The sequence below is a fragment of the Microbacterium sp. NPDC087589 genome (genome assembly GCF_044743635.1).
In the GTDB taxonomy this organism is placed as follows: Bacteria; Actinomycetota; Actinomycetes; order Actinomycetales; family Microbacteriaceae; genus Microbacterium.
Genome location: NZ_JBIUWV010000009.1, coordinates 195,993 through 211,793, shown reverse-complemented (window position 1 = coordinate 211,793; position 15,801 = coordinate 195,993). Strand labels below are relative to the sequence as shown.

General features: G+C 68.9%; 14 protein-coding genes. 7 read left to right on the top strand and 7 right to left on the bottom strand.

Annotated features, from left to right (window positions below):
* On the top strand, positions 1 to 243 hold a 243-nt coding region (locus tag ACIOU8_RS17805; RefSeq protein WP_400792424.1), incomplete at its 5' end, for an HNH endonuclease.
* A gap of 100 nt (positions 244 to 343) precedes the next feature.
* Here the strand turns inward: ACIOU8_RS17805 and ACIOU8_RS17800 are convergent.
* A complete protein-coding gene (locus ACIOU8_RS17800) occupies positions 344 to 934 on the bottom strand; it encodes a hypothetical protein (RefSeq protein ID WP_400792421.1) in 591 nt (196 codons plus the stop codon).
* 120 nt (positions 935 to 1,054) lie between these two features.
* Between ACIOU8_RS17800 and ACIOU8_RS17795 the strand changes: the two genes are divergently transcribed.
* Together ACIOU8_RS17795 and ACIOU8_RS17790 are read left to right on the top strand one after the other, a co-directional pair.
* Complete coding sequence (locus tag ACIOU8_RS17795; protein ID WP_400792418.1) at positions 1,055 to 2,281, top strand: glycosyltransferase; 1,227 nt, start codon at positions 1,055 to 1,057, stop codon at positions 2,279 to 2,281.
* Positions 2,278 to 3,498, top strand: coding sequence for a glycosyltransferase family 4 protein (locus ACIOU8_RS17790; protein WP_400792415.1), 1,221 nt, complete (start codon positions 2,278 to 2,280; stop codon positions 3,496 to 3,498). The genes ACIOU8_RS17795 and ACIOU8_RS17790 overlap by 4 nt, the downstream gene beginning before the upstream one ends.
* Positions 3,499 to 3,539: 41 nt before the next feature.
* On the opposite strand, the gene ACIOU8_RS17785 is transcribed toward ACIOU8_RS17790, so the two are convergent.
* From ACIOU8_RS17785 to ACIOU8_RS17775, 3 genes are all read right to left on the bottom strand, one after another.
* Positions 3,540 to 4,079 carry a hypothetical protein gene (locus ACIOU8_RS17785; RefSeq protein WP_400792412.1) on the bottom strand — a complete coding sequence of 180 codons (540 nt, stop codon included), beginning with the start codon at positions 4,077 to 4,079 and terminating at the stop codon, positions 3,540 to 3,542.
* Between the two features lie 15 nt (positions 4,080 to 4,094).
* Positions 4,095 to 4,598: a hypothetical protein gene (locus tag ACIOU8_RS17780; RefSeq protein WP_400792409.1), complete on the bottom strand. Its 504-nt coding sequence runs from the start codon at positions 4,596 to 4,598 to the stop codon at positions 4,095 to 4,097.
* Between the two features lie 139 nt (positions 4,599 to 4,737).
* Positions 4,738 to 4,899 (bottom strand): hypothetical protein, encoded by a 162-nt coding sequence (locus ACIOU8_RS17775; protein WP_400792406.1) that lies wholly within the window; start codon positions 4,897 to 4,899, stop codon positions 4,738 to 4,740.
* A 90-nt stretch (positions 4,900 to 4,989) separates the two neighbouring features.
* On the opposite strand from ACIOU8_RS17775, the gene ACIOU8_RS17770 reads away from it, so the two are divergent.
* Entirely contained in the window at positions 4,990 to 5,964 is a 975-nt protein-coding gene (locus tag ACIOU8_RS17770) for a GlxA family transcriptional regulator (protein WP_400792433.1), read from the top strand.
* A gap of 81 nt (positions 5,965 to 6,045) precedes the next feature.
* On the opposite strand, the gene ACIOU8_RS17765 is transcribed toward ACIOU8_RS17770, so the two are convergent.
* The gene (locus ACIOU8_RS17765) at positions 6,046 to 6,747 is read right to left on the bottom strand and encodes an NRDE family protein (RefSeq protein WP_400792403.1); all 702 of its coding nucleotides are present in this window, start codon (positions 6,745 to 6,747) and stop codon (positions 6,046 to 6,048) included.
* 69 nt (positions 6,748 to 6,816) lie between these two features.
* Between ACIOU8_RS17765 and coaBC the strand changes: the two genes are divergently transcribed.
* Both coaBC and ACIOU8_RS17755 read left to right on the top strand, forming a co-directional pair.
* Positions 6,817 to 8,031 carry a bifunctional phosphopantothenoylcysteine decarboxylase/phosphopantothenate--cysteine ligase CoaBC gene (gene coaBC / locus ACIOU8_RS17760; RefSeq protein WP_400792400.1) on the top strand — a complete coding sequence of 405 codons (1,215 nt, stop codon included), beginning with the start codon at positions 6,817 to 6,819 and terminating at the stop codon, positions 8,029 to 8,031.
* A gap of 78 nt (positions 8,032 to 8,109) precedes the next feature.
* Entirely contained in the window at positions 8,110 to 10,332 is a 2,223-nt protein-coding gene (locus tag ACIOU8_RS17755; protein WP_400792397.1) for an ATP-dependent Clp protease ATP-binding subunit, read from the top strand.
* An 83-nt stretch (positions 10,333 to 10,415) separates the two neighbouring features.
* On the opposite strand, the gene ACIOU8_RS17750 is transcribed toward ACIOU8_RS17755, so the two are convergent.
* On the bottom strand, positions 10,416 to 11,003 hold the full coding sequence (locus ACIOU8_RS17750) for a nitroreductase family protein (RefSeq protein WP_400792394.1): 588 nt from the start codon (positions 11,001 to 11,003) through the stop codon (positions 10,416 to 10,418).
* A 138-nt stretch (positions 11,004 to 11,141) separates the two neighbouring features.
* Positions 11,142 to 12,110: a LysR family transcriptional regulator gene (locus ACIOU8_RS17745; protein WP_400792391.1), complete on the bottom strand. Its 969-nt coding sequence runs from the start codon at positions 12,108 to 12,110 to the stop codon at positions 11,142 to 11,144.
* A gap of 148 nt (positions 12,111 to 12,258) precedes the next feature.
* Between ACIOU8_RS17745 and ACIOU8_RS17740 the strand changes: the two genes are divergently transcribed.
* Entirely contained in the window at positions 12,259 to 15,783 is a 3,525-nt protein-coding gene (locus ACIOU8_RS17740; RefSeq protein ID WP_400792388.1) for a proline dehydrogenase family protein, read from the top strand.
* Positions 15,784 to 15,801: the final 18 nt, after the last annotated feature.

Here is a 15,801-nt window from a genome sequence, read left to right as displayed (position 1 = left end):
TGGTGCGAGATCCACCACGTCACCGAACACTCCCGCGGCGGGCCGACGCATACGGACAACGGTGTGCCGTTGTGCTGGTGGCACCACCGCTCCCTTGGCACCTCCGGGTGGGAGATCCGCATGAACGACGGCCTCCCGCAAGTCCGCGGACCGGCATGGTGGGACCCCGACCAGCGATGGCGTACCCCACGACTCAGCCTGCCGTCACCCTCTCGGGTTCCCCGCACCCCGCTTCGCGTCTGAGCGCGCCTGGGCCGAAGCGACGCGCGCCTGGGTCGAAACGACGCGCGCCTGGGTCGAAACGACGAGCACCCGAGCGGAGACCGCGCGATGCCAGACGGGATCAGGCCGGGTCGAGTCTCAGCACCTCGGGCGACTCGCCTCCCGCGACATCGTCGACGACGCGGATGCTGCGCGCCAGGTCGTCGAGAGCGCCGTCGAGCGTGCCGAAGCGTTCACGGTCACTGCACATCGCGGTCAACGTCACCAGATGCGTGTCGGTGTCCCAGGTGTAGGTGGCGAAAGGCGGTGACGCGGGTGACGGCGGCATCGCCACCATGAGCTTCTCTCCCGTGCCCAGCCAGCGGCTCGAGAACGACTGGGTGTCGTCATAGTCCATCGGCATAGACGCCCGAGCGACCCGCACCTGCGGTGTCAACTCCTGCACGGTGGCCATCGCGACGACCAGCTCCGGATCCGCCTTCCAGGTCCATACGAGCACGCGACCGTCCGCCCGGCGCATCAGCATCGGCGCTGCCTGGCTCATCGCCCACGCACCGATGCGCGAACCAGGGCGCTCGGTGACACCGATCGCCGAGTTCACCTGCCCCAGCAGCATCCTTATCGCTGCCTTGCGGTGCCGGCGCCCCTTCCAGCCGAGCGAATCGGTGACGGGGATCCACAGTCGGGAGTCGGCGTCGGCAGTCAGTCGCATGGCTCCACGCTAGAGGGTCAGGCTGAGGGATGCCGGTATGCCTCGGCGGCCGGATCAGGCCCCTCGGGTAGAGTGGCCAGCGCCCGATCGGGCTCTTTGACCGCCGTACCGTAAGGCAGAATGTCCTCCTCTACCTCCGATCCGACGAGTGCTCCCGACGTCGCCCCCGACTCCGGGCAGCGTCCGCTTCGCATCCTGATCGGATGCGACACCTTCTGGCCAGACATCAACGGCGCCGCCCGCTTCGCTGAGCGCCTCGCCGCCGGCCTGGTGCAGCGCGGTCATGACGTGCACGTCGTCGCACCGAACCAGGCCTACCGGCGCGCCGTGCCCCGCACCGAGGTGATCGAGGGCGAGCCAATGACGCTGCACCGGCTGCCGTCGGTGCGCTGGGCGCCCCATGACTGGCTGCGCTTCGTCTGGCCGTGGCGCGTGAAGCACTACGCCCGCAAGGTCTTCGACACCGTGCAGCCCGACGTCGTGCACATCCAGTCGCACATCGTGATCGGTCGTGGGCTCTCCCGCATCGCGCACGAGCGCGGCATCCCGGTGATCGCCACCAACCACGTGATGGCCGAGAACATCCTCGACCACACGACCATGCCCAAGTTCGTCGATGACCTCGTGCTGCGCTGGGCATGGGGAGACGCGAAGCGCACCTTCGCCCTGACGCGCGCGATCACCACACCGACGCGTCGCGCCGCCGACTTCCTCGAGCGCACGGTCGAGGTCCACGGCGTCGTCCCGGTCAGCTGCGGCATCGACCGCACGCAGTACACCCCGGTGATCGCTCCTCGCGACAAGAACCGCATCATTTTCGTCGGACGCCTGACCGCCGAGAAGCAGGTCGAGGTGATCCTCGAGGCGATGACGAAGCTCGACCCGGCTCTCGATGCGACCTTCGACATCGTCGGCGGGGGAGACCAGCGCAAGCAGCTCGAGAGCCTCACGACCCAGCTGGGCCTCGCCGACCGGGTGACCTTCCACGGCCGCACGACGGATGAGCAGCTGCGTGCACTGCTGTCGCGCGCCTCGGTGTTCACGATCGCCTCGATCGCCGAGCTGCAGTCGATCGCGACCATGGAGGCCATGGCCTCGGCGCTGCCGATCGTCGCAGCGGATGCGGTCGCCCTGCCGCACCTCGTGCACGACGGCGAGAACGGCTACCTGTTCGAGCCCGGCAACGCGGATGCTCTCGCCGCGCGACTCGCCGATGTGCTCACCGCATCGCCAGGCGAGTACGCGCGGATGCAGCAGGCATCGCTCGACGGAGTCGCGATCCACGACATCAACCGCACGCTCGACACGTTCGAGGCGCTGTACCGCGACGAGCCTCTTCCCGAGTGACGACGCGCGTCATGCACATCGTCTTCTTCGGGGATCAGCACCTGGATTCGCTCGGCGGCGCCCAGGTGTCGATGCGGTTGCAGCGGGAGTTCCTCGAGCGCGCCGGCCACACGGTGACCGTCGTCGCGCCGAAGATGCACGGGTCGCGGGCCCCGCGCATCGCCGACTCGTCGAGCGTCGATCTGCCGTCCGTGCCGATCACCGTCGACCGCGAGTATTCGATGAGCTGGCCCGGCCGCGCCACCGACCGTGCGCTCGACCGCGCGATGACGCACCGCCCGCCGGTCGACCTGGTGCACGTGCAGGCCGACTTCTGGGGCGCCTTCATCGGTCACCGCTACGCGGCTCGCCACGGCCTCCCCGTCGTCCACACCATGCACAACCGCGTGGATGTGGGGATAGCCGCGGTCACCCCGCTGCACGGTCCGGTGCTCCGAGCGCTCAACGTCTGGCGGCGCCGCGCGCTGCGGGGCGCGGCGGAGCAGGTGCGCGGGAGCGACGGATGGGCCTTTCTCCGTGGCATCGCGAGCGGGTCATCGGCTGTGACCGCACCCTCCACTCATTTCGCGCGTCGCCTCGAAGAGCACGGAGTCTTCAGTCCCGTCGACGTGGTGTGGAACGGCATCGACGACGACGTACGCGAGGCGACGCTCGCCGCCGCGCCGACTGAGCGCGCGCCCGGGCGCCCCCGCTTCGTCTGGCTCGGACGCATGAGTCCAGAGAAGCGCCTGCTGCCGTTCCTCGAGGCCTTCGTCGAGTCGGGAGTCGACGCCGACCTCGAGATCATCGGGGGCGGCGCCCAGCGCGCGGCCGCGGGGAAGATCGTCGCGGGTCTGTCGAACGTTCATTTCGCCGGAAAGCTCAGCTACGCCGACACCCTCGCCCGCATCGCCGCCGCCGACGCACTCGTGCAGACATCGATCGGCTTCGAGACGCAGGGCATGACGCCGTTCGAGGCGGCCACCCTCGGCACGCCGTCGGTGATCAGCGACCCCGACATCGCGGCAGAGCTCGGCGGCGGACTCTGGGCCGTCCCCGGATCAGCCGGCACCGAGGGTCAGCGAAAGGCGGGTCTTGTCGAGACGCTGCGCCGCGCGGCATCCGACATCGCCGCAGGAATCGCACCGCAGCCGATGCGCGAAGTCTCGGAGTCGTTCCGGCAGTCGTCGCGCACTGCGGCGATGATCGAGGTCTACGAGCGCGTGCTCGCGGGCTGATCCTCGGGCTCAGCACCCGAAGCGCTGGCTGATCATCCGGCTCAGAACCCGAAGTAGTAGAACACGTTCGACACCCATGCGACGAGGGTGCCGATGACCGCGCTGCCGCCCACGCCGATGGCGATCGCCGCGAGCAGATGAGGCGCGGGGCGTCGAAGGGCGATGATTCCGAGCACCAGTCCAGTGCCTGCGCCCGCGACCACGACCAGGTTCATCAGGTTCGACAGCAGCTCGACGACGCCGAAGCCGACGCTCGCGTACAGGAACGGAGTGACGATCTGCCAGAGCAGCCCGATCGCCACTGCGCTCGCGGCCACGATCAACGCCGTGCGACCGAGGCCGCCGGAGCGCGGTGCTCCCTGTCCCGGTGCGTACGGGGGTGCCGCGACTCCGTAGTGCTGGCCGGGTTGCGCGTAGGGCTGGCCGGGTTGCGCGTAGGGCTGGCCGGGTTGCGGGTAGGGCTGGCCGGGTTGAGTGTAGGGCTGGCCGGGTTGCGCGTAGGGCTGGCCGGGTTGCTGCTGCGGGTGCAGGATCTGCCCGTCGTGCTGGGGCTGGTCTGGATGCTGCTGCTGGTTGCTCATCGATTCTCCGGACGATCAGAAGGACAACGCGTAGAAGAGGTTCGACATCCACGAGATGACGATCCCGACGAGCTGCGATGCGGTGACGCCGATCGCGATGCCCGCGAGGATCTGCGGCCCTGGTCGCCGCACCGACATCAGACCGAGGATGAGCCCGACGACGGCGACGATCAGAACGAGCCCGCTGCCGACCGCTCCGAACGCGCCGATCGCCGAGGGATCGCCCATCATCCGGTACATGAGGGGATACGACAGCGTGACGAGGAGTCCGATCCCGAGCGAGATCACGGCGAGGAGGAAGGCGATCCGACCGAGTCCTGAGCTGCCCGCGGACGCCGGACGCTGGTGCTCCGGGTACGGCCGCGACGGATAAGACTGCCCCGCGTGCGCCTGGCCGCCGTAGGGCTGGTCAGTGTACGGCTGCGACGGCTGCGACGGTTGCTGCGGCGGGTAGTGCGAGCCCTCGTAGTTCGGGGGAGTTCCGTATGGCTGCGCGGGGGGCTGCTGAGGCTCGCTCATGCTCACGAGCGTAGCCGCGTGCGCCGTCGGGTGGGGGAGATCGGGTGGGGGAGATCGGGTGGGTGAGATCGGGTGGGGGAGATCGGGTGGGTGAGATCGGGTGGGTGAGATCCGCTGGGGGAGATTGTTCGCCCCCGTGTCAGCGATAGGCGTGCCCGGCCTCCGCGCGGTCGAGGGCGTCTCCTTCGGCGACGCGTGTCCAGTCGGTCGGAACGCGTCGGTATCCGTCGCGGCGGAGTTCGATGACGGTGGCGCCGAGAGCCCACACGGCGAGGGCGATGAGTGCGATGAGGAGGATCATGGCAGAAACGCTACGATCACTGTTGATCTGCCACGAGTGGCAGAATAGACTCTGCTCGTAGGAAAACTGCCAGAAGCGGAGAAAGCCATGATGAAGACCGTCGCCTGCATCGTCCAAGACGGATTCGCGCCGTTCGAGTTCGGTCTCGCGTGCGAGGCCTTCGGCCTCGATCGGTCGAACGACGGTGTGCCGAACTTCGACTTCCGGGTCATCGCACCGCATCCTGGGGTCGTGACGTCGAAGCTGGGCTTCTCGATCAACGTCGAGCACGACCTGTCGTTCGCATACGAGGCCGACCTCGTCGTCTTCTGTCCGCTGCCCCGCGAGCACTGGACGCAGATCGATCCGCTGCTCCTCGATGTCGCGCGCGACGCAGTGGCGAGAGGCGCCTGGGTGCTCACGATCTGCAGCGGCTCGTTCATCCTCGGCGCTGCGGGCGTGCTCGACGGGCGCCGCGCGACCACGCACTGGATGTACTCCGAGGTGATGGCCGAGATGTACCCGGAGATCGACATCGACCCCGACGTGCTCTTCGTGCAGGACGACCGGATCATCACGAGCGCCGGCACGGCAGCCGGCATCGACGCCTGCCTGCACCTGCTGCGCATCGAGCTCGGTGCCGAGCTCACGAATCGCATCGCCCGCCGCATGGTCGTTCCGCCGCAGCGCGACGGAGGCCAGGCGCAGTTCATCGACCGCCCCATCCCGGTCGCCCAGAACGACTCGCTCGCCGCCGTCGCCGATTGGGCGGTCGAGCACCTCCGCGACGACCTGGGCGTCGATCAGCTCGCGGCCCGTGCTCTCATGTCTCCTCGCACCTTCGCCCGCCGGTTCAAGTCCGAGTACGGTGCGACGCCCGCGGCCTGGCTCGCGCGGCAGCGCGTGCTGCACGCCCAGCGGATGCTCGAGCGCAGTGATCTCTCACTCGAGCAGATCGCCGACGAATGCGGCTTCGGATCGGCTGCCGTGCTGCGGCAGAACTTCTCACGGGTGCTGGGCACCACCCCGACGGCCTACCGCGCGCGCTTCTCATGCGCGGACGACACGGAGTCGTCCGCGGCCTGACCACTGTTCGCGGCCTGACCACCCCGTCGCTCAGTTCGCGCGGCGAGCCCTCGGCGGCGGGCGCTGAGCGAAGCGCTGCTCTCAGTGGTCCCAGTGTCCGGGACTCGGGAGTGCGCGATAGGCGACGTCGACCCGGTCGGGGGTGACCGCGGCGGTGCAGTACAGCAACGACTGGGTCGGGTAGCCGTGCGGGCGGTTGTCGCGGATGATCGCCCGATCGTCTTCGGGGTCGAGTCGAGCGGAAGAGGCGAGCAGCGTCGTCCACTCGCCTGCCCAGTCGAGGCTGTCTCCGGTCGCGCCCAGAGCGCGGAACTCCGGCAGCCAGGCGGCGATGCGCGGAGTGGCGAGGTCATCGAGGTCGTCGTGCGCGATCATGTGGATGCCGTCTGCCAGCGATGCCTCGCGCAGCTCGGCGCCGTCCCAGCTCAGCATGCGCGCCCCCTCGGGCCGCACTTCGAGCAGATTGAAGCCGTGCATGGGCAGCGGAGCGGCCGGCGAGCGGCCCATGACCGATTCCAGAGCGAGCGAGCCGCGCGATACGGCGACGTCGGCGGCGAGGTCGATCACATCAGCGCGGTTGAGCAGCACGGCGAGTCGACGCGCAGCGGGGTTCACCGCGAGCCAGGCGCCGCCCGCCCGCCGGTCGCGGATGCCAGAGACGCCGGGATACGTCTCAGGCCACCATTCGCCGAGGGCATCCCACTCGCGCTGAGGGTCTTCGTCTCGCACCGCGAGCAGCCGCGCGGTCTCGGGGCCGGCCACATCGATCACCACGGTGCACACGGGCTTCAGTCTAGAAGCGGTCGACCGGACTCGGGCCCGCGGCGACGGATGCTGGGGCAGAATCGAACCGTGAACATCGTCGTCGGGGTTACGGGTGGCATCGCCGCATACAAGACAGTGCACCTGGTGCGTCTGCTGACCAAGGCGGGACACGATGTGACCGTCGTTCCGACCGAGGATGCTCTTCGATTCGTCGGCACCCCGACCTGGGAGGCGCTCAGCCGGCATCCGGTCACGACCAGCGTGCACGACGACGTCGCCCGCGTGCGGCACGTTGCGCTGGGCCAGAACGCCGACCTCGTGGTCGTGGCCCCCGCGACGGCCAATTCGATCGCGAAGATCACCGCGGGCATCGCCGACGACCTGCTCGGCACCACGCTGCTCGCCACCGAGGCACCGGTGCTGCTCGCGCCGGCGATGCACGCCGAGATGTGGCGCAACGCCGCCACACAGGCGAACATCGCGACGCTGAGATCCCGCGGGGTGCACCTCGTCGGCCCGGCCGACGGCGAACTCGCCGGGGGCGACAGCGGGCCTGGCCGCATGTCGGAGCCCGAGCACATCTTCGAGGCGGCCCTCGCCCTGCTCGCGCCGCGCGATCTCGAGGGGCTTCGGGTCGTCGTCTCGGCGGGCGGCACGCGCGAGCCGATCGATCCCGTGCGGTTCCTCGGCAACCGTTCGAGTGGTCGGCAGGGCATCGCGCTCGCCGCGGATGCCGCAGCCCGCGGCGCGGACGTGACGATGGTCGCCGCGAACATCTCGTCGGACGTGCTGGCAGATGCGCGGCATCCGTCGATCCGGGTCGTCCCGATCGGAACCGCAGCAGAACTCGCCGACGCGATGACGCAGGCAGCTCAGGCGGCCGACATCGTGATCATGGCCGCCGCGGTCGCCGACTACCGCCCCGCGACGGTGTCGGAGCACAAGCTCACGAAGGAGCAGGGCGTGCTGACGCATGTCGATCTGGTCGAGAACGAAGACGTGGTCGCCGCGCTCGCGGCATCCCGCGCCGAGGGCCGCGCACCGGCGGACCAGACGATCGTCGCCTTCGCCGCCGAGACCTCGGAGGATCCGGCTGAGCGTCGGGAGCGCGCTCGCCGCAAGCGCGAGCGCAAGGGTGTCGACCTGCTCGCCGTCAACCTCGCGAACGCCGATCACGGGTTCGAGAAGCGTGACAACGCGGTCGAGATCGTAGGAGGGGGTGGTGCGGTCGTGGCATCCGCGTCAGGCTCGAAACGTGAGGTCGCGCGAGCGATCCTCGATGCTGTGCGCAGTATGCGCTAAACTTGAGTCACGTCCACTCAACTTTGCGGACCATGACAACAAGACAGTGATCAGAAGGAGTCTCCTCAGGAGGAACACATGCCCAGCCCACAGAGCACGCAGAACGACGACCAGCAGTCCGCCCTCGAGCAGTTCGGGATCAACCTCACCGACCGCGCCCGCCAGGGGAAACTCGACCCCGTGATCGGGCGTGACAGTGAGATCCGGCGCGTCAGCCAGGTTCTCACCCGTCGCACGAAGAACAACCCCGTGCTGATCGGCGAGCCGGGCGTCGGCAAGACCGCGGTCGTCGAAGGCCTCGCCCAGCGCATCGTCGCCGGCGACGTCGCCGAGTCGCTCAAGGACAAAGAGCTGGTGTCGCTCGACATCTCGGCCCTCGTCGCGGGTGCGATGTACCGCGGGCAGTTCGAAGAGCGGCTGAAGAGCGTGCTCACAGAGATCACCGAGTCCGATGGGCAGATCATCACCTTCATCGATGAGCTGCACGTGCTGATGGGCGCCGGTGGTGGCGAAGGGTCAGTGGCCGCATCCAACATGCTCAAGCCGATGCTCGCCAGGGGTGAGCTGCGTCTGATCGGAGCGACGACCCTCAACGAGTACCGCGAGTTCATCGAGAAGGATGCCGCTCTCGAGCGTCGCTTCCAGCAGGTCTACGTCGGCGAGCCCACGGTCGAAGACACCATTGCGATTCTCCGAGGGCTCAAGGGGCGGTATGAGGCGCACCACGGGGTGACGATCGCCGACAGTGCGTTGGTGGCCGCTGCGGCTCTGTCGAACCGATACCTGCCCGCGCGGCAGCTCCCCGACAAGGCGATCGACCTGATCGACGAGTCGATGTCGCGGCTCAAGATGGAGATCGACTCCTCTCCCGTCGAGATCGACCAGCTCAAGCGCCAGGTCGACCGTATGAAGCTCGAAGAGCTCGCTCTCAAGCGCGAGAAGGATGCCGCGTCGAAAGAGCGACTCGCGGCTCTGCGCGAGCAGCTCGTGGGCATGGAAGCGCAGCTGGCCGAGCTCGAGGCCCGCTGGGCGCGGGAGCGCCAGGGCCTGAACCGAGTCGGCGACCTGAAGAAGCAGCTCGATGACGCGATCACGCAGCGCGACCTCGCCATGCGAGAGGCCGACTACACCCGCGCATCGAAGCTCGAGTACGAGACGATCAAGCGCCTCGAACGCGACATCGCCGAAGCCGAGCAGGCCGAGGCCGCGGTCTCGACCGAGGGGCGCATGGTCAACGAGCAGGTCACGGATGAAGACATCGCCGCCGTGATCGCCGCGTGGACAGGAATCCCCGTGGGACGCCTGCTGCAGGGCGAGAGCGAGCGGCTGCTGCACCTCGAATCCGAGCTCGGCAAGCGCCTGATCGGGCAGAAGGATGCCGTCAAGGCGGTGTCCGATGCGGTCCGTCGTTCGCGAGCGGGCATCAGCGACCCCGGTCGCCCGACCGGCTCGTTCCTGTTCCTCGGGCCGACCGGTGTCGGAAAGACCGAGCTGGCCAAGGCTCTGGCCGACTTCCTGTTCGACGACGAGCGTGCCATGGTGCGCATCGACATGTCGGAGTACGGCGAGAAGCACTCGGTCTCGCGGCTCGTCGGCGCCCCTCCCGGATACGTCGGCTATGAGCAGGGTGGCCAGCTCACCGAGGCCGTGCGGCGGCGTCCGTACAGCGTCGTGCTGCTCGACGAGGTCGAGAAGGCGCACCCCGAGGTGTTCGACGTGCTGCTGCAGGTTCTCGACGACGGTCGACTGACCGATGGCCAGGGCCGAACGGTCGACTTCACGAACGTCATCCTGATCCTGACCTCGAACCTCGGTTCGCCGATCCTCATCGACCCGACGCTGTCGCCCGACGAGAAGCGCGAGCAGGTGATGGCTCTCGTGCACCAGGCGTTCCGGCCCGAGTTCCTCAACCGCCTCGACGACATCGTGATGTTCTCGGCACTCAGCCAAGACGACCTGGCGCAGATCGTCGAGCTGTCGATCGACCAGCTGCACGACCGCCTGCGCGATCGTCGGCTCACGCTGGCGGTCACTCCCGACGCCCGGTCGTGGCTCGCCGAACGCGGCTACGATCCGATGTTCGGCGCTCGCCCGCTGCGACGTCTCATCCAGACCGAGGTGCAGAACAAGCTCGCCACCGCGCTGCTCTCCGGCGGCGTGCACGACGGCGACCTGGTGAGGGTCGATGTCGCGGTCGACGGTGCGGGGCTCGTGCTCACGTCGACCTCGCCCGAGCCCGAGCCCGACCTCGGCTCCGGTGACGACGACGAGGTGATCGAGGCCGAGCTGCTCGACGAGTAGGAATCGGAGCGGGATGACAGAAGAGGGGCGGATGCTGTCGCATCCGCCCCTCTTCTGTTGCGGCGTAGGCGAGACGCGCCGCGTCAGGCGCTGAGGATGACCGTCTCGTCGATCGGGCGTCGCACGCGTGGGGCGACCTCGCGCTGCTGCAGCACCTCGGGAAGGGTCTCGACGTCACCGAACTCACCGACTGCGAAGACGGTGGCGGGCGCGAAGCGCTCGTCGAGGTCGGCGAACTCACGCACGACCTCGGGGTCGAAGCCGCTCATCTGGTGCACGACGAGGCCGTCGTGGTGAGCCTGCACCGAGAAGTGCGCGACGGCCTGGCCGAGGTCGTAGAAGGCATGGGTGATCGGGGTGCCATCGGCGGTCGCGATCTCGGCGATCGCGACGACGAGCACGGCGGCGTTGCGGGCCCAGGTCTGATTGAAGCCGACGAGCGAGTCGACGACCTGCGTGTGCAGCGCGGTGCCGCGGCGGGCGACGATGAAGCGCCAGGGCTGCGAGTTGCTCGCAGACGGGCTCCAGCGCGCGGCCTCGAGGGCGGTGGCGAGCTTGGCCTCATCGATCGCGTTCTCGGCGTCGTAGGCGCGCGGGCTCCAGCGCCCGGCGAGGACGTCGAGGACGGGGTGCTCGGTGGGTGCGGTGCGGTCGATCACTGGAGTGCTCACGGGAGTGCCTTTCAGAAGGAATCGATCGGACTCCTTCGTCCGGGTACGAGGATCTCAACAGATGCATGTGAATGCATATTCCCGACGATATTCCGTTGTTTGGGTCCGAACGCCCGGGACAGGAGGGTGGCAGGCGGCTCACTCCAGCAGGTTGCGGGAGGCTGTGGATGCCAGTGCGCGGCGCACCGCGCGGATCGACGGGGCTGCGGCCGACACTCGACGCGCCGACGAGAAGATCTCCCGCCGCGGCTCATCGGGCAGTGGCGTGAGTGCGACGGTGGGGGCCTCGCCTGCCCACACGAGCTCGGGCAGCAGGCCGACGGCGAGTCCTGCGCGGATCAGACGCACGTGCGCCGTGAGGTCGGCGACCTCGAAGCGCACATCGGGTTCGAAGCCGGCAGTGCGGCACAGCTGCTCGGCCCAGGCCCGTGACGCCGTGCCCGCCGGCTCGAGCACCCACGGCTCGTCCCTCGTCGACCACAGTGCCGCTGTGTGATCTGCAGCTGTGTGATCTGCCGCTGCGGCATCGGCAGCTGTGGCACCCGCAGCTGCGGTATCCGCGGTCTCGGGTGTTCCCGGGCGCCGGGCCAGCGCCATCGAGTCGTGCACGAGCACCACCCGATCGAGGTCGGCGTGGATGGGGCGAGTGCGCCCGGGATACTGCTCGGCGAGGATCAGATCGAAGTCCCGGCTCGAGACGCCCACGAGCCCGGTCTCGGGGTCGCTCTCGGTGACCTCGACGCGAAGGGCCGGATGCTGCTCGCGCAGCGTGTTGAGCGCGCCGGGCAGCAGGGAGTGCGCCGTGGACTGGAAGACGGCGATGTGCACCGTGCCGGTGACTTCGGTCAGCGACTCCGCGACCGCGACCTCGGCGTGCTCGAGCTGATCGAGGATGCCGACCGCCTCGGCCACCAGGACATTGCCCTGCGGGGTGAACTGCACCCCGCGCCCGACGCGGCGAAGGAGCGGAACCCCCACGTCCCGTTCGAGCGCGCTGAGCTGTTGAGACACCGAGGCTTTGCTGTACGAGAGGGCGTCGGCCACGGCCGAGAGGGTCCCTCGACGTGACAGCTCGACCAGCATCCGCAGCCGGTTGACGTCAAGCATCCGCTCCCTTTCCGAACCGACATGATCGTTCACTCTGAATGAACAGAATGCTCACGAATCGGTTGATAGACGTAGCCTACTCCCGCGCCTGACAATGATCGAGCCGCACATGTACCCGGGTGTGCGATCCCCCTGGAAGGTTCCCCCGATGACTGTCGCCGCCGACACCGCCACCCCCGACACCACGCCTCGCACCGATGAGGTCTCCGCCCTCGTGCAGCGCTGGCTCACCGAGAGCGAGACCCACCCGGTCGAACCCGCCGCCCAGCGCCTGTCGGAGGTCCTTAAGGACCCGAACGGACTCGCGTTCACCGTCGGTTTCGTCGACGGTGTGATGCGTCCGGAAGACCTCAGCGTCGCCGGTCGCGCGCTCGCCGACCTCTCGGCGATCACCCCGACGCTGCTGCCCGGATACCTGCGGGCCGCCATCAAGACGGGCGGGTTCTGGGCGCCCAAGCTGCCCGGCGTCGTCGTGCCGATCTCGCGCCGTGTGCTGCGCGCCATGGTCGGACACCTCGTGCTCGACGCGACCCCCTCGAAGCTCGGCCCCGCGATCGCGAAGCTGCGCAAGACCGGGAACCGTCTGAACCTGAACCTCCTCGGCGAGGCCGTGCTCGGTGAGCGCGAGGCCGGTCGTCGTCTGCAGGGCACCTACGACTTCCTCGCCCGCAAGGACGTCGACTACGTGTCGATCAAGGTCTCGAGCGTCGTCAGCCAGCTGTCGATGTGGTCGTTCGACGAGGCCGTCGCCGACGTGGTCGAGAAGCTCACGCCGCTCTATGAGCTCGCCGCGACCTCGGAAGCAGCGGGCAAGACCAAGTTCATCAACCTCGACATGGAGGAGTTCCGCGACCTCGACCTGACGATCGCGGCGTTCACCAGCATCCTCGACCAGCCGGGGCTCGAGAACCTCGAGGCCGGAATCGTGCTGCAGGCCTATCTGCCCGACGCACTCGGCGCGATGCAGCAGCTGCAGGAGTGGGCCGCAGCGCGGCGGGCGAAGGGCGGAGCGCCGATCAAGGTGCGCGTCGTCAAGGGCGCGAACCTGGCGATGGAAGAGGTCGACTCGAAGGTGCATGGCTGGCCGCTGGCCACCTACGGCACCAAGCAGGACTCCGACACGAACTACAAGCGGGTGCTCGACTGGTCGATGACGCCGGAGCGACTGGATGCCGTGCGCATCGGCGTCGCCGGGCACAACCTCTTCGACATCGCCTACACGTGGCTGCTCGCGCAGGCGCGCGGAGTCACGGATGCCGTCGAGTACGAGATGCTCCTCGGCATGGCGACCGGCCAGGCCGAGGCCGTGCGCAAGGACGTCGGCCAGCTGCTGCTCTACACACCCGTGGTGAACCCGGCCGAGTTCGACGTGGCCATCGCCTACCTCGTGCGTCGCCTCGAAGAGAACGCCAGCCCGGAGAACTTCATGTCGGCCGTGTTCGAGCTGGCCTCCGATCCCACGCTGCTCAGCCGCGAGCGTGAGCGCTTCGAGCGTTCGCTCGCCGGCCTCGAGGCCGACCGTTCGGTGCCGTCGTCGAACCGCGTGCAGGACCGCGCGGCCGAGGCAGCCGCGCCGGCCGCATCGGCTGCATCGGCCGCATCGGCCGCATCGGCCCCTGAACCTGTCGAAGGGAACACCGGCTTCGAGAACCAGCCCGACAGCGACCCGGCGATCGCCGTGAACCGCACCTGGGGTCGCGAGATCCTGCAGCGCTCGGTCGATTCGACGCTGGGCCTCGATTCGATCGCTCTCGCCAAGGTCGAGACGACCGACGAGCTCGACGGGATCTTCACGGCCGCGTCGGCCGCCGCCGCTCGATGGGCGGCGCTTCCGGCTGCAGAGCGAGCCGCCGTGCTGCACCGCGCGGGCGACGAGCTCGCTGCGCGCCGCGGACAGCTGATCGAGATCATGGCGCACGAAGCGGGCAAGACCATCGCCGAGGCAGACCCCGAGGTCTCGGAGGCGATCGACTTCGCGCACTACTACGCCGAGCGCGCCCTCGACCTCGAGAACATCTCGGGCGCCGAGTTCGTACCGTCGAAGGTGACCGTCGTCACCCCGCCGTGGAACTTCCCGGTCGCGATCCCCGCCGGTGGTGTGCTCGCGGGTCTCGCCTCGGGCTCCGGCGTGATCATCAAGCCGGCCAAGCTGACGCAGCGCTGCGGCGCGGTCATGGTCGAAGCACTGTGGGCCGCGGGCGTTCCGCGCGACCTGCTCGCCCTGGTCGATCTCGCGAACCGCGACCTCGGCACCCGCCTGGTCGCGAGCCCCGAGGTCGACCGCGTGATCCTCACCGGTGCCTACGAGACGGCGCAGCTGTTCCGCTCGTTCCGCTCCGACCTGCCGCTGCTCGCCGAGACGAGCGGCAAGAACGCGATCATCGTCACGCCGTCTGCCGACCTCGACCTCGCGGCCGCCGACGTCGCCCGCAGCGCTTTCGGGCACGCGGGGCAGAAGTGCTCGGCGGCATCCCTCGCGATCCTCGTCGGCTCGGTCGCCGACTCGCAGCGGTTCGAGCGTCAGCTCGTCGATGCGGTCACGTCGATGCGTGTCGGTCTGCCCGAGGACCCTGCCACGCAGATGGGTCCGATCATCGAGCCGGCGAACGGCAAGCTGCTCACCGCGCTGACGACTCTCGAGCGGGGCGAGCGCTGGCTCGTCGAGCCGAAGAAGCTCGACGAGGAGGGCAGGCAGTGGACGCCGGGCGTCAAGATCGGCGTCGCTCCGGGGTCGATCACGCACCTGACCGAGTTCTTCGGTCCCGTGCTCGGCATCATGCACGCCAAGGACCTCGACGAGGCGATCCGTCTGCAGAACGCGGTGGACTACGGCCTCACCGCCGGCATCCACTCGCTCGACTCCGACGAGGTCGCCACCTGGCTCGACCGCGTCGAGGCCGGCAACCTCTACGTCAACCGCGGCATCACCGGAGCGATCGTGCAGCGCCAGCCCTTCGGCGGCTGGAAGCGCTCCGCCGTCGGCGCCGGTGCCAAGGCCGGTGGACCGAACTACCTGTTCGGTCTCGGCGAGTGGGTCCCGGCCGAGCTCCCCGCCGCGGCACCGGGAGCTGCCGTGAACACCGCCGTCGACGCGGTGCTCAGCGCGGCCGGCTCCGACCTCGGCGCCGTCGAGATCGAGTGGCTGCACCGTGCCGCCGCCTCCGACGAGCGCGCCTGGGTCGACGAGTTCGGCACCGTGAGCGACAAGTCGGGTCTCGGCGTCGAGCGCAACGTGTTCCGCTACCGCCCGGTCGCCGTCGACGTGCGCATCGCCGAGGACGCACCGCTCGCCGACGGCATCCGCGTGATCGCCGCGGCCCTGCGCAGCGGCAGCCCGTTCACGGTGTCGGCATCCGCGCTGCCCTCACGGGTCGAGAAGGTGCTGCGCGCCCAGGGTGTGACTCCGAAGATCGAGAACGACGCCGCCTGGGTCAAGCGCTTCGCCAAGGCCGCGGCGAAGGCCGAGCACAGCTGGCAGCGGGTGCGTCTCGTCGGCGGCAGCGCGTCTGCGCTGTTCGAGGCCCTCGGAGGGACTCCGGATGTCGCCGTCTGGTCGCACGCCGTCACGGGCGCCGGCCGCGTCGAGATGCTGCCGTTCCTGCACGAGCAGGCGGTGTCGATCACCAACCACCGGTTCGGCAACCCCACCACCCTGTCGGACGGCCTGATCTGATCCCGATCTCGATCACCG